13 protein-coding genes and 1 pseudogene are annotated in these 20,446 nt (G+C 34.6%); 12 read left to right on the top strand and 2 right to left on the bottom strand.

The window, feature by feature from the left end:
* Genes Q0822_RS01520 through Q0822_RS01505 form a run of 4 tightly spaced genes read left to right on the top strand, consistent with a single transcriptional unit; the run spans position 1 to position 6,566 of the window.
* On the top strand, positions 1-1,428 hold the full coding sequence (locus Q0822_RS01520) for a sulfatase (RefSeq protein WP_299119237.1): 1,428 nt from the start codon (positions 1-3) through the stop codon (positions 1,426-1,428).
* Positions 1,429-1,439: 11 nt separating this feature from the next.
* A complete protein-coding gene (locus Q0822_RS01515; RefSeq protein ID WP_299119235.1) occupies positions 1,440-2,873 on the top strand; it encodes a sulfatase-like hydrolase/transferase in 1,434 nt (477 codons plus the stop codon).
* Between the two features lie 33 nt (positions 2,874-2,906).
* A complete protein-coding gene (locus Q0822_RS01510; RefSeq protein WP_299119232.1) occupies positions 2,907-5,402 on the top strand; it encodes a heparinase II/III family protein in 2,496 nt (831 codons plus the stop codon).
* Between the two features lie 9 nt (positions 5,403-5,411).
* Positions 5,412-6,566 carry a lactonase family protein gene (locus Q0822_RS01505; RefSeq protein WP_299119229.1) on the top strand — a complete coding sequence of 385 codons (1,155 nt, stop codon included), beginning with the start codon at positions 5,412-5,414 and terminating at the stop codon, positions 6,564-6,566.
* A gap of 45 nt (positions 6,567-6,611) precedes the next feature.
* On the opposite strand, the gene Q0822_RS01500 is transcribed toward Q0822_RS01505, so the two are convergent.
* Complete coding sequence (locus Q0822_RS01500) at positions 6,612-7,658, bottom strand: GntR family transcriptional regulator (protein ID WP_299119226.1); 1,047 nt, start codon at positions 7,656-7,658, stop codon at positions 6,612-6,614.
* A gap of 340 nt (positions 7,659-7,998) precedes the next feature.
* Here Q0822_RS01500 and Q0822_RS01495 point away from each other — a divergent pair, with 340 nt between their 5' ends.
* The 8 genes and pseudogenes from Q0822_RS01495 (at position 7,999) to Q0822_RS01460 (ending at position 18,697) form a co-directional block, all read left to right on the top strand.
* Positions 7,999-10,104 carry a bifunctional aldolase/short-chain dehydrogenase gene (locus Q0822_RS01495; protein ID WP_299119223.1) on the top strand — a complete coding sequence of 702 codons (2,106 nt, stop codon included), beginning with the start codon at positions 7,999-8,001 and terminating at the stop codon, positions 10,102-10,104.
* A gap of 90 nt (positions 10,105-10,194) precedes the next feature.
* A complete protein-coding gene (locus Q0822_RS01490; protein ID WP_299119220.1) occupies positions 10,195-11,475 on the top strand; it encodes a sugar isomerase in 1,281 nt (426 codons plus the stop codon).
* A 9-nt stretch (positions 11,476-11,484) separates the two neighbouring features.
* A complete protein-coding gene (locus Q0822_RS01485) occupies positions 11,485-12,861 on the top strand; it encodes an FGGY family carbohydrate kinase (protein ID WP_299119218.1) in 1,377 nt (458 codons plus the stop codon).
* Positions 12,862-12,927: 66 nt separating this feature from the next.
* The gene (locus Q0822_RS01480; RefSeq protein ID WP_299119216.1) at positions 12,928-14,214 is read left to right on the top strand and encodes a class II aldolase/adducin family protein; all 1,287 of its coding nucleotides are present in this window, start codon (positions 12,928-12,930) and stop codon (positions 14,212-14,214) included.
* Between the two features lie 12 nt (positions 14,215-14,226).
* A complete protein-coding gene (locus tag Q0822_RS01475; RefSeq protein ID WP_299119214.1) occupies positions 14,227-15,375 on the top strand; it encodes an alpha-hydroxy acid oxidase in 1,149 nt (382 codons plus the stop codon).
* Between the two features lie 38 nt (positions 15,376-15,413).
* Positions 15,414-16,823, top strand: coding sequence for a hypothetical protein (locus Q0822_RS01470; protein ID WP_299119211.1), 1,410 nt, complete (start codon positions 15,414-15,416; stop codon positions 16,821-16,823).
* Between the two features lie 107 nt (positions 16,824-16,930).
* Positions 16,931-18,058 (top strand): formylglycine-generating enzyme family protein, encoded by a 1,128-nt coding sequence (locus Q0822_RS01465; protein WP_299119209.1) that lies wholly within the window; start codon positions 16,931-16,933, stop codon positions 18,056-18,058.
* A gap of 181 nt (positions 18,059-18,239) precedes the next feature.
* Positions 18,240-18,697, top strand: a pseudogene (locus Q0822_RS01460) (RNA methyltransferase).
* A gap of 73 nt (positions 18,698-18,770) precedes the next feature.
* On the opposite strand, the gene rho reads toward Q0822_RS01460, so the two are convergent.
* Complete coding sequence (rho, locus tag Q0822_RS01455) at positions 18,771-20,420, bottom strand: transcription termination factor Rho (RefSeq protein ID WP_299119207.1); 1,650 nt, start codon at positions 20,418-20,420, stop codon at positions 18,771-18,773.
* Between the last annotated feature and the right edge of the window lie 26 nt (positions 20,421-20,446).

The raw sequence follows: 20,446 nt of genomic DNA, 5'->3' as shown, positions 1-20,446 counted from the left end.
TTGAATAGATATTTCACATACACATTAGGTTTAGCATTACTTTTTATTTCATGTAAAAATGAAAAAGAGACAACCATAGCCGCTAAAGAACAACAACCAATGAACATTTTGTTTATTGCCGTTGATGACTTGCGCCCTGAACTTAATTTTTATGGCGCTAATCATATTCAATCACCAAATCTCGATAAGTTAGCTGATGAAAGTTTAGTCTTTGATCGCGCCTATTGTAATATACCTGTGTGTGGCGCTTCAAGAGCAAGTTTGCTTACAGGTTTGCGTCCAACAAGACAGCGTTTTATAAATTATAGTACAAGAGCAGATACAGATGCACCTCAGGCAGTTTCATTGCCTAATTTTTTCAAGAAAAAAGGATACACTACAATTTCTAACGGAAAGATATATCACAAAATAAATGATGATAGTTTGGCTTGGGATAATATATGGTTTCCCAAAGGAAATATTCGCGACTATCAATTAGAAAAAAACAGAATTGAAAATGGAGATGCGAACCTTGCTGTTGCAGGTGCTGCTGCTTTTGAAATGGCAGAAGTTGAAGATACCGCTTATTTTGATGCTAAAATAGCCCAAAAAGGAATAGCAGATTTAAAAATGCTGAAAAACAAGAACGAGCCTTTCTTTTTAGCTTTAGGTTTTATGAAACCGCACTTACCATTTAATGCGCCAAAGAAATATTGGGATATGTATGACAGGTCAAAAATTGAATTACCTGAAAGTTATGTACAGCCCAAAAGCACACCTAAACAAGCCTTTCACAATTTTGGTGAGTTACGCAATTATGGTAACGTTCCAAAGAAAGGAAACCTTACAGAAGATTTATCTAAAGAATTGATTCACGGTTACTATGCTTGTGTCAGTTATGTAGATGCACAAATTGGTTTGGTGTTAGACGAATTAAAACGCTTAGAGTTAGAAGATGATACCATAGTTGTTTTATGGGGAGACCATGGCTGGAATTTAGGAGATCATAAATTATGGTCTAAACATTCTACATTTGAAACAGCTTTAAAAACACCTTTAATCATCAAAGTGCCAGGTAAAACTAAAGGACAAAAAACAAATGCCATAACTGAATACGTGGATATCTATCCAAGTTTAGTAGAACTTGCAGGTTTAGATGTGCCAAAGAATCTTGAAGGACAAAGTTTTGCGCCAATTCTAAATGGAGAAACGCCACAAAAAGACTGGGCAGTCAGTAAATTCAAAGATGCAGTAACCTTGATTAAAGGTGATTTATTTTATACCGAATGGACTAAGGACGATGGCATAGCCTATGCACGAATGTTGTTTGATCATAAGAACGACCCATTAGAACTCGACAATTTGGCTGAAAAACCGGAGTATCAAGACACGGTTAATCAATTGGCTAAAGAGTTGCGAGCAAAATGGGGAAAAGATTTTTTAAAATAGAAAGTTGAATCATGAAAAGCGTTTCAAATTATATAGCACTTCTAATCCTTTTCTTAGGGATAATTAGTTGTAAAAACGAAGAAAAGAATACAGCCACTAAAGAAGAAGCAAGGCCTAACATCATATATGTTTATGTAGACCAAATGAGCGCAAATATGATGAGTAATGCAGGTAACTCGTATTTAAAAACACCAGCATTAGATTATATTGCCAATAATGGTATCCGCTTTACAAGAGCCTATACCACCAATCCTGTGTGCTCACCAGCAAGAGTAAGTTTAATGACAGGTCGATTTCCAAGTTATTTTAAAGATGATAAAGGGAATGAGATTAGAGAAAATAGAGGTTCAATGAAAATCCCAACCGTTTCTCAAGAAGTCAAAAATACAACCATTGCGTCGTACCTGAAAAAGGCGAATTACGAACTGTATTTTGGTGGTAAAGAACATTTACCAGAGTCTTTAAGGCCAGCAGCACTTGGTTTTAATAAATTTAGTGATGACGAAAGGGGTGAACTGGTAAACAAAGCATCAGAGATCATTAAGAAAAAGCATGAGAATCCTTATTTCATGGTAGTCTCATTAATAAACCCGCATGATATTTGCTACTTGGCTTTACAAGAAAAAGCGACCAGTAAAAACGATTCTATACTCTTAAAACGTGCTAAAGTTGAATTGGCAACTTTAGATGAAGCCATGAAAATCCCAGAAGGCGTTAGCGAAGAAGAATTTTATGCAAGTTATTGTCCGCCTCTACCAGGAAATTACGAGCCTCAAATCGATGAACCTAGAGCAGTAAAAAGCTTGATTAATGCCAGACCGTTTCGTAAAAACGCCAGAGCGCATTTTACCGATAATGATTGGAAACATCACAGGTATGCCTACCATCGTTTAACAGAGGTTATGGACAAAGAAGTTCAGGTGCTTTTAGATGCTATAAAAAATAGCGGACAAGAAGAGAATACACTTATCATTTTTTCAAGTGACCATGGTGATATGAGTGCAAGTCATCGTATGGAACATAAATCGACATTGTATGAAGAGTCTGCCAACATTCCATTTATGGCGATGTGGAAAGGGCATATTCCAAAAGGTCAGGTCAACAAGGTGGATTTAGTTTCCAATGGACTGGACTTACTGCCTACTGTGTGTGACTATGCCAATATAGAAGGGGTTTCTGATGCTCGAGGTAAAAGCTTAAGACTACTTTTTGAAGGTAAAGATATAGCATGGCGAGAAACGCTTGGTGTAGAAAGTGAAATAGGTAAAATGGTGGTTGATAAAAACGGTTTAAAATATATGCGCTATGATGTTGATGGCATTGAAGAACAGTTATTAAACTTAAAGCAAGATCCTTTTGAAACCACACACTTTACTAATGACGAAGACTTTAAAGATGATTTGGAAAGGTTACGGAAGATATACCATACGGAATGGTTTAAGTAACTAGGGCTAAACGAGGTTGTGAAAATGATGTCAATGAAATTTAAATATTTAAAGCTAAATATCAGGTTTATAGTACTACTGTTACTCATTACTTTTAAAATGAGTAGTCAGGCTAAAGAGCGCCCATTCATTTTAGTGACGGCCGAAGAGCGAAGTCAAATTCTTGAAAAAATAGAGACTCAAGATTGGGCAAAAGACATCTTTACTAAATTAAAAGGAAAAGCAGATGTTGAAGTTAAAACCTTTAATAAAAATCCGAAAACCTATTTAGAAAAGTTACCATTCAATTGGTCCGAAGCCAAAAAGAATAGCTTTCCACCTTTTTATAAAACCTACCATGTAGAAAATGGGGTCCAAAAAAATCTTGATAATGCCACAGATGCCGAGTCGAAACATATGGAGTTATTGGACAAATATCTGCAAGTCGCTATTGATTGTGGCATGATGTATTATTTAACCCAAGACGAAAAATATGCATATGTGGCAAGTAGTATTTTGTATGCTTTTACAAAATCAGTGCAACAATCTGAACTTTCAGATTGGCACGGCAGAGGTGGTTGGTTGTTTCCGTATGATGGTTTTAGAGAAGTACGTGTTTTAGGTTATAAAGTCCCTTTGATTTATGATTTTATAGCGTCTTACCTTAAAATCGGTGGAAAACCATTTGATATCATCAAAAACAGAAAAGTAGATTTCCCTGTAAAAGAGCTTCAAGAGGTTTGTAGAACCTATGCGGATATTACGATCAATTACGGCCATACGGGTTCTAACCATTCAGTTTTAGAAGCACCAAGCTTAGTCTATAATGCTTTAGCTATGGATGACGAAAAAGAGCGTGAAACATTATTATCCTATTTTCTAACTGAAAACACAGACAATCAAGACGCACTCACCGTCATGTATAAAAAGTATAAAAATAAAGGGGATATATGGCCCGAGACCTCGCAGTATCTAAATCATTCCACAGCCATTTTAGCTAAATTAATATTGGTTGTAAACAGATACAATCCGTCTTTAAAGCTCGGAGAAACGTATCCTAATATTTTATATGCTTTGCCACGATTGGATTATTTTGTATATCCGAATAATGAGATTGTAAGATGGGGAGATGGACATAGAAAAGCTCATGCACCATACGAAGCTTATGAAAATGCTTTTGTATTAGCTCAAATGGATAGTTTACCAGAGTTGGAAGACAAATTTGCACCACTCATTAAACGCGCTATGACTAAAGGTAAATACCGCAGAAAAAACCTCGAAGCTTTGTTTTGGTACAAGGATGATATGAGTCAAGAAGTCGCTAAGATAGATTTACCAAGAACCGATAGAGTGTATCACGCAGGTATTGTATTACAACGTAATTTTAGTAGTACAAATGATCCAAAAGATGGTTTAATGTGTTTTGTAGGAGGAGCTCACATGGTTCACGGTCATGCCGAAGGTATGAATATTGAATTGTATGGTGAAGGTCAGGTATTAGGTGTTGACCATGGAAGAAAGCGATACGGAAAAGACCTTCATGAAAATTATTCAAGACTATTTGCGGCACACAATACCGTTATCGTCAATGGGAGTTCTCAAGGTGAAGGTGGATGGGTGAATTTAGGGATTAATACTGTTGAACTTATTTCTATGGAGCCTAAAGTAGGAGAAGAGGCTGTTTCGCCTTACCATTCATTTAGTCAAACCAGTTTCGAAGACAATAAAGGTGAAAAAGCAGAAGCGACTCAAGAACGGACTTTGGCCTTAATTCGAACATCACCTACAACGGGCTATTATGTTGATGTATTTCGTTCAAAATCTAAGCTTCCAGATGAATATCACGACTATTTATATCATAATATTGGTGATAAATTAGTGTTTGAAACTAAAGATCTGAATTTCAAAAAAACACCAAAACGGTATATGGCAAATGCCAATGCGGAGTGGAGGCATAATAAAGCCTATAGAAACCCAGGATGGCATTTTTTTAAAAATGTAAAATCATCACAAGCCTATGACAAGGATGTTAAGGCGACATTTAATACGAAAAAGTTACGTACAGGAAGCCTGTTTATGCAATTGCATATTCCAGGTTTTGAAAACAGGGAATATACCAAAGTAAAAGCGCCTGCAACTTTTGAGTCGCCAAAGCCATACGACAATATGCCGACACCAACATTGGTCATTCGTAATAAAGGTCGAGCTTGGAAAAATCCATTTGTTGTGGTTTTTGAACCTTTTAATGAATCCGAAACGGCTACAATACAATCAGTTGAAAAATTAGAAGAGAATGGTGTCTATAAAGGATTGAAGATTGTTAGTGATACACCAACCGAAAAGTTGACACAATATGTGATAACCCAATCGAAAGATGATATATTTCAGGATGAAGCACTAGGTATTTACTTTAAAGGCACTTTTGCAGTAATTTCATTGAATGAAAATAAAGCCTTGCAAAGTGTTTATATAGGCGAGGGAGATAAACTGGTTTATAAAAACGAAACCATACAAACGGATGCTAATAAAACCTATTACAAGACCTATTAACCCAAGTTTATGCAACTAATTAAAATATCAAAATGCTTATCGTTAATCTTAGTCGTTTTATTACTTGTAGGTTGTCAGTCAAAAAAAGAAACAACTTTACTCTTTGTAGGGAGTTTTACGGATAAAAAACCAGGAGAAGGCATCCATGTATACGAGTTTAATACTGAAACAGGTGAAGCTGCTTTGAAATTCACGCTAGATAGTGTTACCAATACATCATTTTTAAAATTATCTAACAATGGTAAGTACTTGTATTCGGTGATGGATAGCCAAATGCCATATCATGGGAAAATAGGAGCGTTTGCTGTAGATTCTATTAACGGAAAAATAGAATTGATAAATTCACAAGATTGTGGTGGTTTGAATCCGGCACATATAGACATAGATAAAACAGGAAATTTTTTAGCAAGTTCTCAATATTCTGATGGTAGTTTGAGTTTGTTCAAAATTAAGAAGGATGGAAGTCTTAATTCGCATAGTCAAGTTTTAAGATTTAAGGATAGTAGCGTCGTTAACAGTCGACAAGAAGCATCACATATACATTCTTCAAATTTTTCACCTGATAATAATTTTTTGCTTGCTCATGACCTTGGCGCAGACAAAATAAGAGGGTTTAGTTTTAATAGTAATATGAAGGATTCATTACTTCATAACGAAAAACAAATTAAAATGAAACCAGGAAGTGGACCAAGACATTTCACCTTTCATCCAAATGGTAAATTTGGATATAGCATTGCCGAATTAAGTGGTAAAATAACGGCTTTCAATTATAAATATGGCCAATTAGAATTTTTTAAAGATTATCAATCCTATCAAAAACAACAGGATATATACAGAGCGGCAGATATTCACATTTCACCAGATGGAAATTTTTTGTACGCTTCAAATCGTGGCCCAGAAGAAGACAGTATCTCAATATTTTCTGTCAATCAAGAAAATGGAACCCTTACTTTAATTGGCCATGAACCAACTTATGGTGAGCACCCAAGAAACTTTGTAATTGATCCTTCTGGTAAGTTTTTGTTGGTTGCCAATCAATTTACTGATAATATAGTAGTCTTTAGCCGTGATACTATGACAGGAAAATTGAGTAAACTGCCTAAAGAAATAGTAGTTGACAATCCGTCAAGTCTGCAAATGCGAACTTATAGCGTTGGTTTGTAATTTTAAATGGTTAATGTTTTAAGTAAATAATACTTTTAAATATTATTAGAGAGACTCTCTTTCAATTAAATTAAAAGGGACTTTTACACGGCCTTTTTTGTTATTTAAAATCATACCTGCGGTAGTTTCACCCATGATTTTAAAATCTGTAGATATTACCGTAATTCCTAATAAATCTTTCAATGGTGTATCGTTATAAGAAATGATTCCGATATCCTTCCCTAAAATAAACTCATCTTCCTTCGCCTGTTTTACCAAATTAACCAAGTCAGATTCTTCAATGGTGATAAATAAATCGCCCTTTTTTATAATCATATCGTCAATTACCTCATCAAGAATTTCAAAATCAAGTTTAAATTCTACGCAGAATTTTCTAAAGCCATGTAAAATTCTTCGAGGATATGGATAAACAGCCTTTTCAGGGTAGACCAACATAATTTTTTTGTATCTCTTAATTTTAGAGATTCCTTCTTTTAATGCATTGTATATGTCATTTTCAAAATCCTGATAGATTTCTACATGATTACCACCCATTTCTGGTTTATAATTATCTAAAATAACTAGTTTATTTTGTGGAAGTTTTTTAATGGCCTTAATAGCCTTATCCGTAAAACTTACATGCTTAAGATCCTCTGTTTTAAAATGAGGCATAATAACATAATAGTCGTAAGCCGCCTTATTTTTATCTAACAAATTTAAAAATAACGATTCGTCGCAATGATAAATGATAAGGTCTGTATGCGCATTTGCACCAATACTATTTATAAAGGAATTGTATGTTCTCAGCTTATAAGAACTTAATTTATTAACCAAAAACAGGATATTGATTTTTGAAATTAATTTTGTTCTGTTGATGTAGTAACCTTTGCCACGTATTGCGTTTATGATATTACGTTCCTTTAATATACTGTAGGCTTTTTCAACAGTATCTCTAGATAAATAAAACTCTTCACTAAACATGTTAATTGAAGGGATTTTTTGACCCATTGTCAAATTACCCTCCGAAATATTATAAATTATGGAATCTATAATCTGTTGGTATTTCGGTACCCTGGATTCTTCATCAATATTTATAAATTTAATTAGGTCCAAATTATAATAGAATTTTTAAGTTGAAAACTGTATTCAATTATAAACAAATATAATTAGTTAAAATGTTTTATGATATAAAAGTTTTTCAAACATTTAAATTCTAAATCAGATTTTGACTCTAGTTGATTTAATAAATAAATGATTTCAACTCTGTTTTAATGACATAATTTTAATTTTTATAAAAGGTATTGAAGCAAATGCTTACCTTAAAACTTTGTTCGATTTTAATGAATTATAAATATATATTTTTAATCTAATCCATTCATTACGGTACAGTACAGGATACAAATGTTTTTTATGAAATATATATTTGGTTTGATAATTTATTTTAACACTATTTATGAAGACAATTACGAAGAATTTTAAATACGTAGATTATTTATGGGACAATGACAAGGCTGCATCGCTTGGTGATAACCAAGTAGATTTATTTTTGTATCGTTCAAATATATTAGGAGCCGATTTAAGAATTACTAATTACGGAGGAGGTAACACAAGTTGCAGAACCATTGAAAAAGACCCATTAACAAACGAAGAGGTTGAAGTGATGTGGATTAAAGGTTCTGGTGGTGATATAGGTACCTTAAATCGAAGCGGAATAGCTGGGATTTATACAAAAAGACTACGTGATTTGAAAAAAGTTTATGGTGGTTTAGAAGATGAAGATCGCATGGTGGGCTTATTTAATCACTGTATTTATGACTTAAATAGTAAAGCTCCTTCAATTGATACACCGTTACATGGTTTATTACCATTTGCACATATAGATCACTTACACCCAGACGCCTTAATTGCTGTAGCGGCAGCTAAGGATAGTGAAAAAGTCACTAAAGAAATTTGGGGAGATACAATGGGTTGGGTACCATGGCAGCGTCCAGGTTTTGATTTAGGTCTTCAAATTGAAAAATGTTTAGCCGACAATCCAGGTATTAGAGGAATAGTTTTAGGTTCTCATGGTTTATTTACTTGGGGAGATACATCTTATGAATGTTATATGAATAGTTTAGAGGTTATTGAAATGGCTTCTGAATTTATTGATAAAAAGATAAAAGAAAAAGGTAGCGTATTTGGTGGGCAAAAAATAGAAAGTTTACCCCAAGAAGAGCGTTTAGAAAAAGCAGCTCAAATGATGCCTTTACTTAGAGGATTATGTTCGTCGGAAAATAGAATGATTGGTCATTTTTCTGATACGGATGTCGTTATGGAATACATTAATAGCAATGATCTGGAAAGATTAGCGCCAATGGGTACATCTTGTCCAGATCATTTTTTAAGAACAAAAATCCAACCGTTAGTATTAACTTTAGATAAAAATGAAGATCTATCAGATGCTGATGCTATTTTAAAGAAATTAGAGCCAGCGTTTGAAGCTTACAGACAAGAATACGCAGATTATTATAATACGTGTAAAAAGGATAACAGTCCTGCGATGCGTGATGCAAATCCTGTTATTATAATTTACCCAGGTGTTGGAATGTTTAGTTTTGCAAAAAATAAACAAACGACACGAGTTGCGAATGAATTCTACATCAATGCCATCAACGTCATGCGAGGTGCAGAAGCTATTACTGAATATACATCCTTACCAAGACAAGAAGCTTTCGATATTGAATATTGGTTGCTAGAAGAAGCTAAACTACAACGAATGCCGAAAGAGCAGCCGTTGTCCCGTAAAGTAGCGCTTATAACTGGAGCAGGAGGAGGAATTGGTAAAGCTATTGCTGATAAATTAGCTGCAGAAGGAGCCAACATTGTTTTAACAGATATCAACGAAGAAAGTCTTATAACAGCTAATGCTACATACAAAAGAGATGTGTCAACTTATGCTGTTTGTGATGTCACTAGCACAGAGTCTATAGCAAACGCTTACAAAAAGGCATGTGTTGAATTTGGTGGAGTTGATATTGTTGTACATAGTGCAGGATTAGCCATATCTAAACCTTTATTAGATACTACTGATAAAGATTGGAATATCTTACAAGGTATTTTAGTGAAGGGCCAATTTGACCTCGCAAAGCAATTCTCTGCGATAACCCGGAAACAAGGTCTTGGAGGAGATTATATCGCTATAGCAAGTAAAAATGGTTTAGTTGCAGGTCCTAATAATGTAGCCTATGGTACTGCAAAAGCAGCACAGCAACACATGGTACGTTTATTAGCTGCAGAATTAGCACAAGATAAAGTAAGAGTCAATACAGTAAATCCTGATGGCGTTATTGTAGGAAGTAAAATATGGGAAGGTGCATGGGCCGAAGGTCGTGCTAAAGCCAATGGAATTACAGTTGAGGAATTACCTGCATTTTACGCAAAAAGAAATTTATTAAATGAAATTATAACGCCAGATGATATTGCTAATGGTGTATTCTCCTTTGTTGGATTACTAGATAAATCTACGGGAAATATATTAAATGTAGATGGCGGTATGGCGAATGCCTTTGTAAGATAAATATTTGATTAGTTTAGTTAGTGAAGGAGCACTCCCATAAATTTAGTTAAGTTTATGGGAGTCTCTTTCTAATTTAGAAAAACATTTCACATGATAATAAATAATGAACACATTCAGGATTCAAATAAAAGTAAACATAAAGAACATTCAGAAGGTTTTGATTACTTAGCAAATAGATTAGCTCAAAAGGGTCACGATGTTTCCAAAATTGTTTCAAAATTATCCGAATTTCAAGTTGCTATTCCTAGTTGGGCATTAGGAGCAGGAGGTACCCGGTTTGGACGTTTTTCATTTTATGGAGAGCCTTCAAATCTTGAACAAAAAATAGAAGATGTTGGCATATTGCATAGTTTAACCCAAACGGCAGGAGCGGTTTCTTTGCATATCCCGTGGGACATTCCTTCAGATTACAAGGCCATTAAAGAAAAAGCTGATGCCTTACATATAAAGTTTGATGCCGTAAACTCCAATACATTTCAAGATCAAAAGGACGCTAAAGAGACTTATAAATATGGTTCTTTAAGTAATACTAGTAAAGCGGTTAGAGAACAAGCTATTCAACATAATTTAGACGTTATTAATATTGGTGATAAATTAGGATCAAAAGCATTAACGGTTTGGTTGGCAGATGGGTCTTGCTTTCCTGGGCAAAATAACTTTCAAACAGCATTTCAAAACACTCAAGATAGCTTAATAGATATTTACAAAGGGTTGCCAGATGATTGGAAGATGTTAGTAGAGTACAAACCTTATGAACCAAACTTTTATAGTACGGTTATTCAAGATTGGGGAGCGTCATTAATGTTAGCAAATGGTTGTGGTGACAAAGCATACACTTTAGTGGATTTAGGACATCATTTACCTAATTCAAACATAGAACAAATCGTAGCGATATTGCAACTAAAAGGTAAGCTCGGAGGATTTCATTTTAATGATAGTAAGTATGGAGATGATGATTTAACTGTTGGAAGTATTAAGCCTTATGCCCTTTTCTTAATATTTAATGAATTGGTTTATGGTATGCAAAATAATTCTCAGAATCCAGATTTAGCGTGGATGATTGATGCAAGTCATAACGTTAAAGATCCATTAGAAGATTTAATTCAATCTTTAGAAGCGATTCAAGAAGCATATGCAAAAGCATTGCTTATAGACCAAGATGCATTGAAAGCTGCTCAAGCAAACAATGATGTCGTGAAATGTCAAGAAATTTTACAAGGCGCATATAGAACAGATGTAAGACCATTACTTGAAAAAGCACGTTTAAGTACTGGAGGTGCCATAAGTCCAATCGATTCGTATAGAAGCTTGAATGTAAGAGGTCAACTTATCAAAGAAAGGGGTAAAAACACGATTGCAACTGGGCTTTAATCATGTATTATGAAAACAAAGGTCACAGCTGTATTTGATATTGGTAAAACCAATAAAAAGTTTTTCTTATTTGATAAGGATTTCAAAGAGGTTCATAAAGAGTATATTTCTTTTGATGAAATTGTTGATGAGGATGGTCATCCAACAGAAAATCTTCCAGCATTACAAAAATGGCTTAAAGACGTTTTTGATAGAATTCTAAATGAAAATGAGTTCGAAGTCAAAGCTATTAATTTTTCAACTTATGGAGCTTGCTTTGTTCATATTGATAAGGACGGTAATCCATTAACACCGCTATATAATTATACCAAATCATTACCAGAAAATATCATTACATCTTTCTTTGAGACTTATGGACCAAAAGAAGAATTCCTAAAAAATACAGGATGTGCGGATTTAAGCATGCTAAATTCTGGATTGCAGCTATACTGGTTAAAACAAACCAAGCCAGAGCTATTTAAAAAAATTAAGTATTCTTTACACTTACCTCAATACCTAAGTTATATTTTTACTGGTATTCCTATAAGTGAATATACCAGTATAGGCTGTCATACGGCACTCTGGGATTACGGGAAACGAGATTACCATAGTTGGGTTTACAAAGAAAGTCTTGATGAGATTTTACCACCAATAGTGTCTACCGAAACAAGCATTAATATGAATTACAATGGTAATCGTATTAAAATTGGTGTCGGTATACATGATAGTTCTGCTGCACTACTTCCCTACGTAAGAAGTTTAAAGAAAAAATTTGTTTTGGTTTCAACGGGTACATGGAGTATAGCTTTTAATCCGTTTACAGAAAAACCTATTTCTGAAGACCTTACAGATAAGAACAGTATTAACTATATGCGTATTAATGGTAAGCCAGTTAAGGCTTCGAGGTTATTTTTAGGAAATGAATATAAACTACAGGTTAATAAGTTAAATAAGCTTTTCGGTGTAGATGAAGATTACCACAGAACGGTTAGTTTCGATTATGACACCTATTTTGAAATTATGCAAGACTTTACACCATCTTTCAAATGGGAAAGTATTGAAGATGAAGATATGCCAAACAAAACGCATTTTTCTTATCATAAATACGAACATGCTTACCATCAATTGATGACGGAATTAGTATTGTTACAAATTAAATGTATTAATAAGGCTATCGGAGATGATACTATTTCTAGACTTTATGTCGATGGTGGATTTAGTGATAATGACTTATATATCAAATTATTATCTCACCATTTTAGAGATAAAAAATTAAGAACAACAGATGCTTCATTAGGCTCAGCTTTAGGAGCTGCTATATCAATTTCAGATACCAAACTAAATTCAAAATTCTTAAAAAAGAATTATGCGCTTAAAAAGCACGTACCTTTTATTGTAAAAAGTTAATTTATAAAAACACCAATATTATTGAGGTCATTTGTCCCAAAATACTTCAATTCTAAAGTATATAAAATGTCAAAAAATATAAAGTTAATACATCCAAGAAATCAGATTATAGAAATTATAGATAGAATCTATAAAAGAGGAATGACTACAACTTCTGGTGGTAATATTTCTATAATTGATGCACAAGGAGATATGTGGGTAACGCCCTCTGCAGTTGACAAGGGTTCTTTAAGACCTTCAGATATCATCTGTGTTAAAAAAGATGGCACTATTATAGGAAAGCACAAACCTTCTTCAGAATTTCCGTTTCATAAAGCGATTTATGAAGCGAGACCTGATATTAAATCAGTAATTCACGCCCATCCACCAGCATTGGTGTCATTTAGTATTGTACGACAAATTCCGAATACAAATATTATATCTCAGGCAAAACATATATGTGGCCCAATTGGGTATGCAAAATACAGATTGCCAGGTAGTGACGATCTAGGTGAGGTTATTGCAGATGAATTTAAAAAAGGGTATAAAGCGATTATCATGGAAAATCATGGTACCGTTTTGGGTGGTAGTAACTTAACAGACGCTTTTGAACGTTTTGAGGCTTTAGAATTTTGTGCAAGGACTATTTTATATGGTGCTCAAATAGGAACACCAAAATATTTGACAGATGCTCAAATAGATGAATTTGAAGCTCAAGCCATAGGTGTTTTACCAGAAATGGAAATGACTGATTATCCTGCAGACGAGGTTGAAAAACGTTCAGAAATTTGTAAGATAGTAAAGCGTTCTTGTGAACAAGGTTTAATGATAAGCTCATATGGAACTGTATCTATGCGCTGGAAAGAGAACGATTTTTTGATTACACCAACAGGAATTAACCGATGGGATTTAGAGCTTGATGATGTTGTCCAGATTAAGGACGGCAAACGAGAAGCCGGAAAAAACCCAAGTAGAGCGGCATGGATCCATCAAGAAATTTACAATCGTAATCCTGATGTAAACTCAATTATCATGACACAGTCTCCATATTTAATGGCGTTCGGTGTTACAAACAGCTATTTAAATGTGCGCACTATTCCAGAGAGTTGGATCTTTTTACAAGACATTAATACGGTTAAGTATGGCGACCATTTTAGGAAAAACAAAAATTCTAAAATAGTTGAAAATTGTGCTACAGCCTTAATTATTGAGAATGATTCAGTCATTATTACAGGAGATAAGTTACTACAAACCTTTGACTATCTAGAAGTTGCAGAGTTCAGTGCAAAATCAATTGTTTTAGGGAATTCATTAGGTGAATTGGTGCCAATTAATGATGAACAAGTAGAAGATTTAAGAAAAAAGTTTTTATAATAATAAAACGACATGGCTATAAATTTTGATACCCGATATCCATCTATTGATGATTTGAGAAATAAAGCTCAAAAAAAAATACCAAAATTTGCATTTGAATATTTAGATGGTGGATGCAATGAAGATGTCAATTTAATTAGAAATACATCCGAGCTGAGAGAGGTGCAGCTTAAGCCTAATTATTTGCGTAAACATCATGGCTCTTCCTTAAAAACTAATTTATTTGGTATAGAATACGATGCACCATTCGGCATTGCACCAGTCGGATTACAAGGACTTATGTGGCCTAATTCTCCAGAGATTTTGGCTAAAGCAGCTTTTAATCATAATATTCCATTTATACTAAGTACAGTTACAACAACAAGTATTGAGCGTGCAGGAGAATTAACTGAGGGAAAAGCTTGGTTTCAATTATATCACCCGACCGAAGATAGACTTAGAAATGATATTATAAAGCGCGCAGAAGCAGCGGAATGCCCTGTCTTAGTTATTCTTTGTGATGTTCCTTCATTTGGATTTAGACCAAGAGATATCAGAAATGGATTGGCGATGCCACCTAAAATGAACTTATCAAATATTTTGCAAGCCATTGGGAGACCAGATTGGAGTTTGCAAACTTTAAAATATGGCATACCTAATTTTGAAGTTTTAAAACCATATATGCCAAAAGGTTTGGACTTAAAGCAACTAGGCAAATTTATGGATGATACTTTTAGTGGTAGACTAAACGCTGATAAGATAAAACCGATTCGCGATATGTGGAAAGGGAAATTAGTTCTTAAAGGAGTAGCTTCAGAGTATGATGCAGAAGAAGCGATTAGATTAGGTATTGATGGTATTATTGTATCTAACCATGGTGGTCGCCAATTAGATGCAGGACAATCTACCATCAAACCATTAACGACTATTGCTGAAAAATATGGTGACCAAATTGAGGTAATGATGGATAGTGGCATACGTTCCGGTCCTGATGTGGCTAGAGCAATGGCAAGTGGTGCTAAATTTACGTTTATGGGACGTTCATTTATGTATGGAGTGTCAGCTTTAGGAAAAAAAGGTGGAGATCATACGATTTCATTATTAAAGACAGAATTACAACAAGTTATGGAGCAATTGTGTTGCGAGAAAACAACAGATTTTCCAGATCACTTAATTAAATAAGACACAACCAAACGAACAACTAACTAAAACTAAATTATATGAGCCAATTCAATATAGAAGAAGACATCGAAGAAATAGCAGGCGGTGAATTTGAAAGAACACCAGTACCGCAATCAAAACTTAAAAGCTGGAAAAGTTTTTTAGGTATGTATGCAGGAGAACATGCTGCTGGAACCGAATTTATGATTGGTCCTCTGTTTTTGACTGCTGGTGTTAGTGCTTTTGATTTAATTATTGGTTTGCTATTAGGTAATTTATTAGCGGTCCTAAGCTGGAGATTTCTAACAGCAGAAATAGCCGTAAAGAATAGACTGACGCTTTACTATCAATTGGAAAAGATTTGTGGTAAAAAGTTAGTCATTGGTTATAATTTAGCCAATGGTATATTATTTTGTTTCTTGGCTGGAGCGATGATTACGGTCTCTGCAACGGCAGTAGGTATTCCTTTTGATATGGAAATGCCTAAACTTACGGATACTACACCAAATGGTCCTACATGGATAATAATTGTTATAATAATAGGAGCCGTTATTTCACTAATTGCTTCAAAAGGCTATGATACCGTATCAAAAGCTGCCAACTGGATGTCGCCATTAATAGTGTTGGCTTTTGTTGCATGTGGAGTCGTGGCTTTGGGTCAATTAGGTGTTAATAGTTTTGCTGAGTTTTGGGATATTTGGGGTGAAGGATCAGATCCTTTTCCTGGACAAATTAAATTTACATTCTGGCATGTTGTAATCTGGTCTTGGTTTGCCAATGCAGCCATGCATGTAGGTATGTCAGATCTATCAGTATTTAGGTTCGCTAAGAAGAAAAGTTCTGGATGGACGACTGCAGCAGGTATGTATGTGGGACATTATATGGCTTGGATTGCAGCTGCGTTGTTATATGCGGTGTATTTAAAGTCACCAGAGGCACAAGCTTTTCTCAGCAATGGAGAGGCACCTCCTGTTGCTCCAGGACCATTAGCTCATAATGCTATAGGTATTTTCGGTATCATAGCTGTTGTATTGGCAGGATGGACTACAGCTAACCCAACAATTTATAGAGCAGGTTTGGCATTTCAAGCAATTATACCTAAAGTGTCCACCTTTTGGGTTACCATAATAGCTGGAACAATAGCAACAATTGCAGGATTATTCCCTGCATTCGCAATGAAATTATTAGGTTTTGTGGCCTTGTATGGGTTTATTTTAGCACCTTTTGGCGCGATCATAGTGTTTGAGCACTTTTTCCATAAAAAGGCAGGCATAGTAAAGAATTATGCAGAATCTGCAAATATTTCGTTTAACAAATCAGTGTTTTGGGCGTGGGCTATTAGTTTTGGGTTGTTTTACTACATTTCTATACAATTTGATGTGTTTTTATCTTTTGTTACATTACCGGCTTGGTTGCTATGTGGTATTTTATTCTTGATTTTAAGTAAGTATTTTCAAAAACGGGTGTAATAAAGTAAAGCATTATAAAGTTGTTATAATTTCATGTTTTTTCTAACTAATAGTTGATAATATATTAGTTTTGAAAGTTAGGTAAGCCTTAGTTTAGAATATCCACAATGAAAACTATTAAACACGTATTTATTATTGCTATTTGTTTTTCTACGACCTTAGGTTGTAAAAATGAACCTAAAACTGAATCTAAAAGCAATTTAGAATTAACGATACCTGAAAGGGAAGTTGTTATATCACAAAAAATACTTGATAGTCTAATCAGTAATCCTCCAGAAGGTCTTGTCTGGATTCCGAGGGGAACATTTATGCAAGGGGCAGTATCTCACGACAAGATGGCTATGCAACACGAAAAACCACAACATCAAGTAACCGTTGATGGATTTTTCATGGATATAACTGAAGTTACCAATGCTCAATTTTCAGAATTTGTAAATGAAACAGGGTACATAACAGTTGCCGAACGTGAAATTGATTGGGAAGAAATGAAAAAACAATTACCAGAAGGAACACCCAAACCTCCTGACTCTATAATGCAACCTGGGTCACTTATTTTTAAGAAAGCGAAGGAGTCTCTTCCTAATTTATATGATTTTTCTCAATGGTGGAAATGGAAGATTGGTGCGAATTGGAGACATCCAAATGGCCCAGAATCAGATATAAATGGAAAAGATAATCATCCTGTAGTTCACATTACATATGCAGATGCTCAAGCCTACTGCAAATGGGCTGGAAGAAGATTGCCGACAGAGGCAGAATGGGAATACTCAGCGAGAGGAGGCAAGGGAAATACTATCTTTTTTTGGGGTGATACTCAGGATGTTTTATCCCAAAATGCAAATAGTTGGGAAGGGGAATTTCCTGTGAATAATACCTTAGAAGATGGGTTTGAAAGAACAGCACCTGTAAAATCGTATCCACCAAATGCCTTTGGTTTATATGATATGGCAGGTAATGTTTGGGAGATCACCACAGATTATTACAACTTAAATTATTATAGTGAGTTAGCTTCTAAAAATGAAACGTCTATAAATCCCAAAGGAGCAAACAATCCTTATAACCCAAACAACCCCTATTCTCAAGAAAGAGTAATTAAGGGAGGATCTTTTTTATGCAGTGATTCTTATTGCGCGAGTTACAGGGTATCTTCAAGAATGGGAAATGCCAAAGATTCTTCTGCAGAACATATAGGTTTTAGAACTGTTGTTACTCTCGAGATGTTACTGAGAAAGTAACATTCTGGCATGAAGTTTTGTTTTTCAGTTTTTTAAGGCACTAGCAATATAGGCACCTATCTGTTATTGATTTTATTATGTTATGATAAGGCTCATAAGCCGAAGTTCACTGATTCGATTCCAATTCCCGCTACAAATAAAAAGTCTTTCATTTAATGAAAGACTTTTTTAGTTTTATACCATGAATGATAATTTTAAAAATGAATTCTTTGGTATCGGCATACAAAATGGTAAAACGCCAGAAAACTTGGTGAACTTTGGCGTTCTGCTCAAAACCTAGGTGCTAGTTTTATTTTTACGATTGGAAATCGTTATGCTAAACAAGCTAGTGACACACACAACGCTGTAAAGGCAATGCCTTATTTTCATTATGACACATTTGATGATTTTTTTAATAATCTACCGAAAGGAGCGCGTATTGTTGGAGTAGAATTAAACGATAAAGCAGAAGATTTAGAAACATTTCATCATCCAAGACGCTGTGTTTATTTATTAGGTGCTGAAGATCATGGATTATCTAAACAAGCTATCGAAGAGAGTCATTTTTTGGTGAAATTTAAGTCACAACTAAGTCTTAATGTTGCAGTAGCTGGAAGTATTGTGATGTATGACAGAGGCATTGAAAAGCCTAGAGTTTAATATAAGTAATAGTATAAAAAAAACCTCGAACTATAAATTCAAGGTTTTTCATTTTTATATTTTTAAGTTCTTTTTATCCATTCATAGAAATCAAAAACTCTTCATTATTTCTGGTCTGTTTAAAGCGATCATTAATAAATTCCATCGCTTCAACTGGGTTCATATCTGCAAGGTACTTTCGCATTACCCACATTCTTTGAATGGTGTTTGCATCTAATAACAAATCATCTCTACGTGTACTAGAAGACGTTAAATCAATAGCAGGGAATATACGACGGTTAGAAATCTTTCTATCCAATTGTAGTTCCATATTACCAGTTCCTTTAAATTCTTCGAAGATTACTTCATCCATTTTAGAACCTGTTTCCGTAAGTGCAGTCGCAATAATGGTTAAAGAACCTCCATTTTCAATTTTACGGGCAGCTCCAAAGAAACGTTTTGGCTTATGCAGTGCATTTGCATCTACACCACCAGAAAGAATTTTTCCAGAAGCAGGTTGTACTGTATTGTAAGCTCTTGCTAAACGTGTAATGGAATCTAATAAGATAACCACATCATGACCACATTCTACTAGACGCTTTGCTTTTTCTAAAACAATATTAGCAATCTTTACATGCTCATGAGCTTCCTTGTCAAAAGTAGAAGCTATAACTTCACCACGAACGTTACGTTGCATGTCTGTTACTTCCTCAGGACGTTCATCAATCAATAATATCATTTGATATACTTCAGGATGGTTTGCTGCTATTGCATTTGCAACATCTTTAAGAAGCATCGTTTTACCAGTTTTTGGTTGTGATACAATCATACCACGTTGACCTTTTCCGATAGGTGCAAACAAATCCATAATACGTGTAGAAATGGTCGCTTGTTTTTCAGCAAGATTAAATTTCTCTTGAGGAAATAGTGGTGTTAAATGTTCAAAAGCTACTCGATCTCTTACAACATTTGGGTTTTGACCATTAATCTTACTCACTTTAATTAAAGGGAAATATTTTTCTCCTTCTTTTGGTGGTCTAACATGACCTAAAACGGTATCACCAGTTTTTAATCCAAATAATCTGATCTGTGATTGCGATACATAAATATCATCAGGAGAAGTCAGATAATTATAATCCGAAGACCTAAGAAATCCATAACCATCTTGCATAATATCTAAAACACCTTCACTTTCAATAATAGCATCGAATTCAAAATCTGGCTCACGGTAACGATTTCTGTTATCCTTATTACCATTATTCTTGTGCGTATTACCATCTTTAGAGCGTTGCTGTCTATTGTCCTTGTTTTGTGGACGTCTCTTGTCGTCATTACGAGGGTTTGACTTTTTTTGCTCCTGTCCTTTGTGACTTTGCTTGTCACTGCCAGCTTTATTTGATTTGTGATCCTGACTTTTTCGTTCTTGTGGCTTGCGCTCTTGAGGCTTAACATCGGCATCTTCCTTTTTATCGGAAAACTCTAAAGATTTTTGATCTTTATTGTCCTTAGGCTTGTGTTGAACTCTAGCACTTTTTTGTTGTGGTTTGTTTTGTGGTTTTGCCTCTGAAGGGGTTTCAGTTTCAACCTTAGCCTTTACAACATCAGGATTTGCAGCTTGGTAATCTAAAATTTGATAAACCAAGTCTAATTTTTTTTGTGTACGGTATTTTGGTACACTTAGTTGTTTAGCTATCTCCTGTAGTTCAGGAAGTTTTTTAGCTTTTAACTGTGAAATTTCAAACATTCGTATGTAGTATAATGTATTATAAT

It is taken from the genome of uncultured Winogradskyella sp. (assembly GCF_947496485.1).
Classification (GTDB): Bacteria; Bacteroidota; Bacteroidia; order Flavobacteriales; family Flavobacteriaceae; genus Winogradskyella.
The sequence above is the reverse complement of the archived record's forward strand: the minus strand, read 5'-3'. Positions and strand labels throughout refer to the sequence as shown.

What these genes read in the sequence shown, in the direction of transcription:
- Q0822_RS01515 (WP_299119235.1), top strand. Translation starts at nt 1,440, where the DNA reads ATGAAAAGCGTTTCAAATTATATAGCACTTCTAATCCTTTTCTTAGGG.
- Q0822_RS01465 (WP_299119209.1), top strand. Translation starts at nt 16,931, where the DNA reads ATGAAAACTATTAAACACGTATTTATTATTGCTATTTGTTTTTCTACG.
- Q0822_RS01510 (WP_299119232.1), top strand. Translation starts at nt 2,907, where the DNA reads ATGAAATTTAAATATTTAAAGCTAAATATCAGGTTTATAGTACTACTG.
- Q0822_RS01490 (WP_299119220.1), top strand. Translation starts at nt 10,195, where the DNA reads ATGATAATAAATAATGAACACATTCAGGATTCAAATAAAAGTAAACAT.
- rho (WP_299119207.1), bottom strand. Translation starts at nt 20,420, where the DNA reads ATGTTTGAAATTTCACAGTTAAAAGCTAAAAAACTTCCTGAACTACAG.
- Q0822_RS01505 (WP_299119229.1), top strand. Translation starts at nt 5,412, where the DNA reads ATGCAACTAATTAAAATATCAAAATGCTTATCGTTAATCTTAGTCGTT.
- Q0822_RS01470 (WP_299119211.1), top strand. Translation starts at nt 15,414, where the DNA reads ATGAGCCAATTCAATATAGAAGAAGACATCGAAGAAATAGCAGGCGGT.
- Q0822_RS01480 (WP_299119216.1), top strand. Translation starts at nt 12,928, where the DNA reads ATGTCAAAAAATATAAAGTTAATACATCCAAGAAATCAGATTATAGAA.
- Q0822_RS01495 (WP_299119223.1), top strand. Translation starts at nt 7,999, where the DNA reads ATGAAGACAATTACGAAGAATTTTAAATACGTAGATTATTTATGGGAC.
- Q0822_RS01475 (WP_299119214.1), top strand. Translation starts at nt 14,227, where the DNA reads ATGGCTATAAATTTTGATACCCGATATCCATCTATTGATGATTTGAGA.
- Q0822_RS01485 (WP_299119218.1), top strand. Translation starts at nt 11,485, where the DNA reads ATGAAAACAAAGGTCACAGCTGTATTTGATATTGGTAAAACCAATAAA.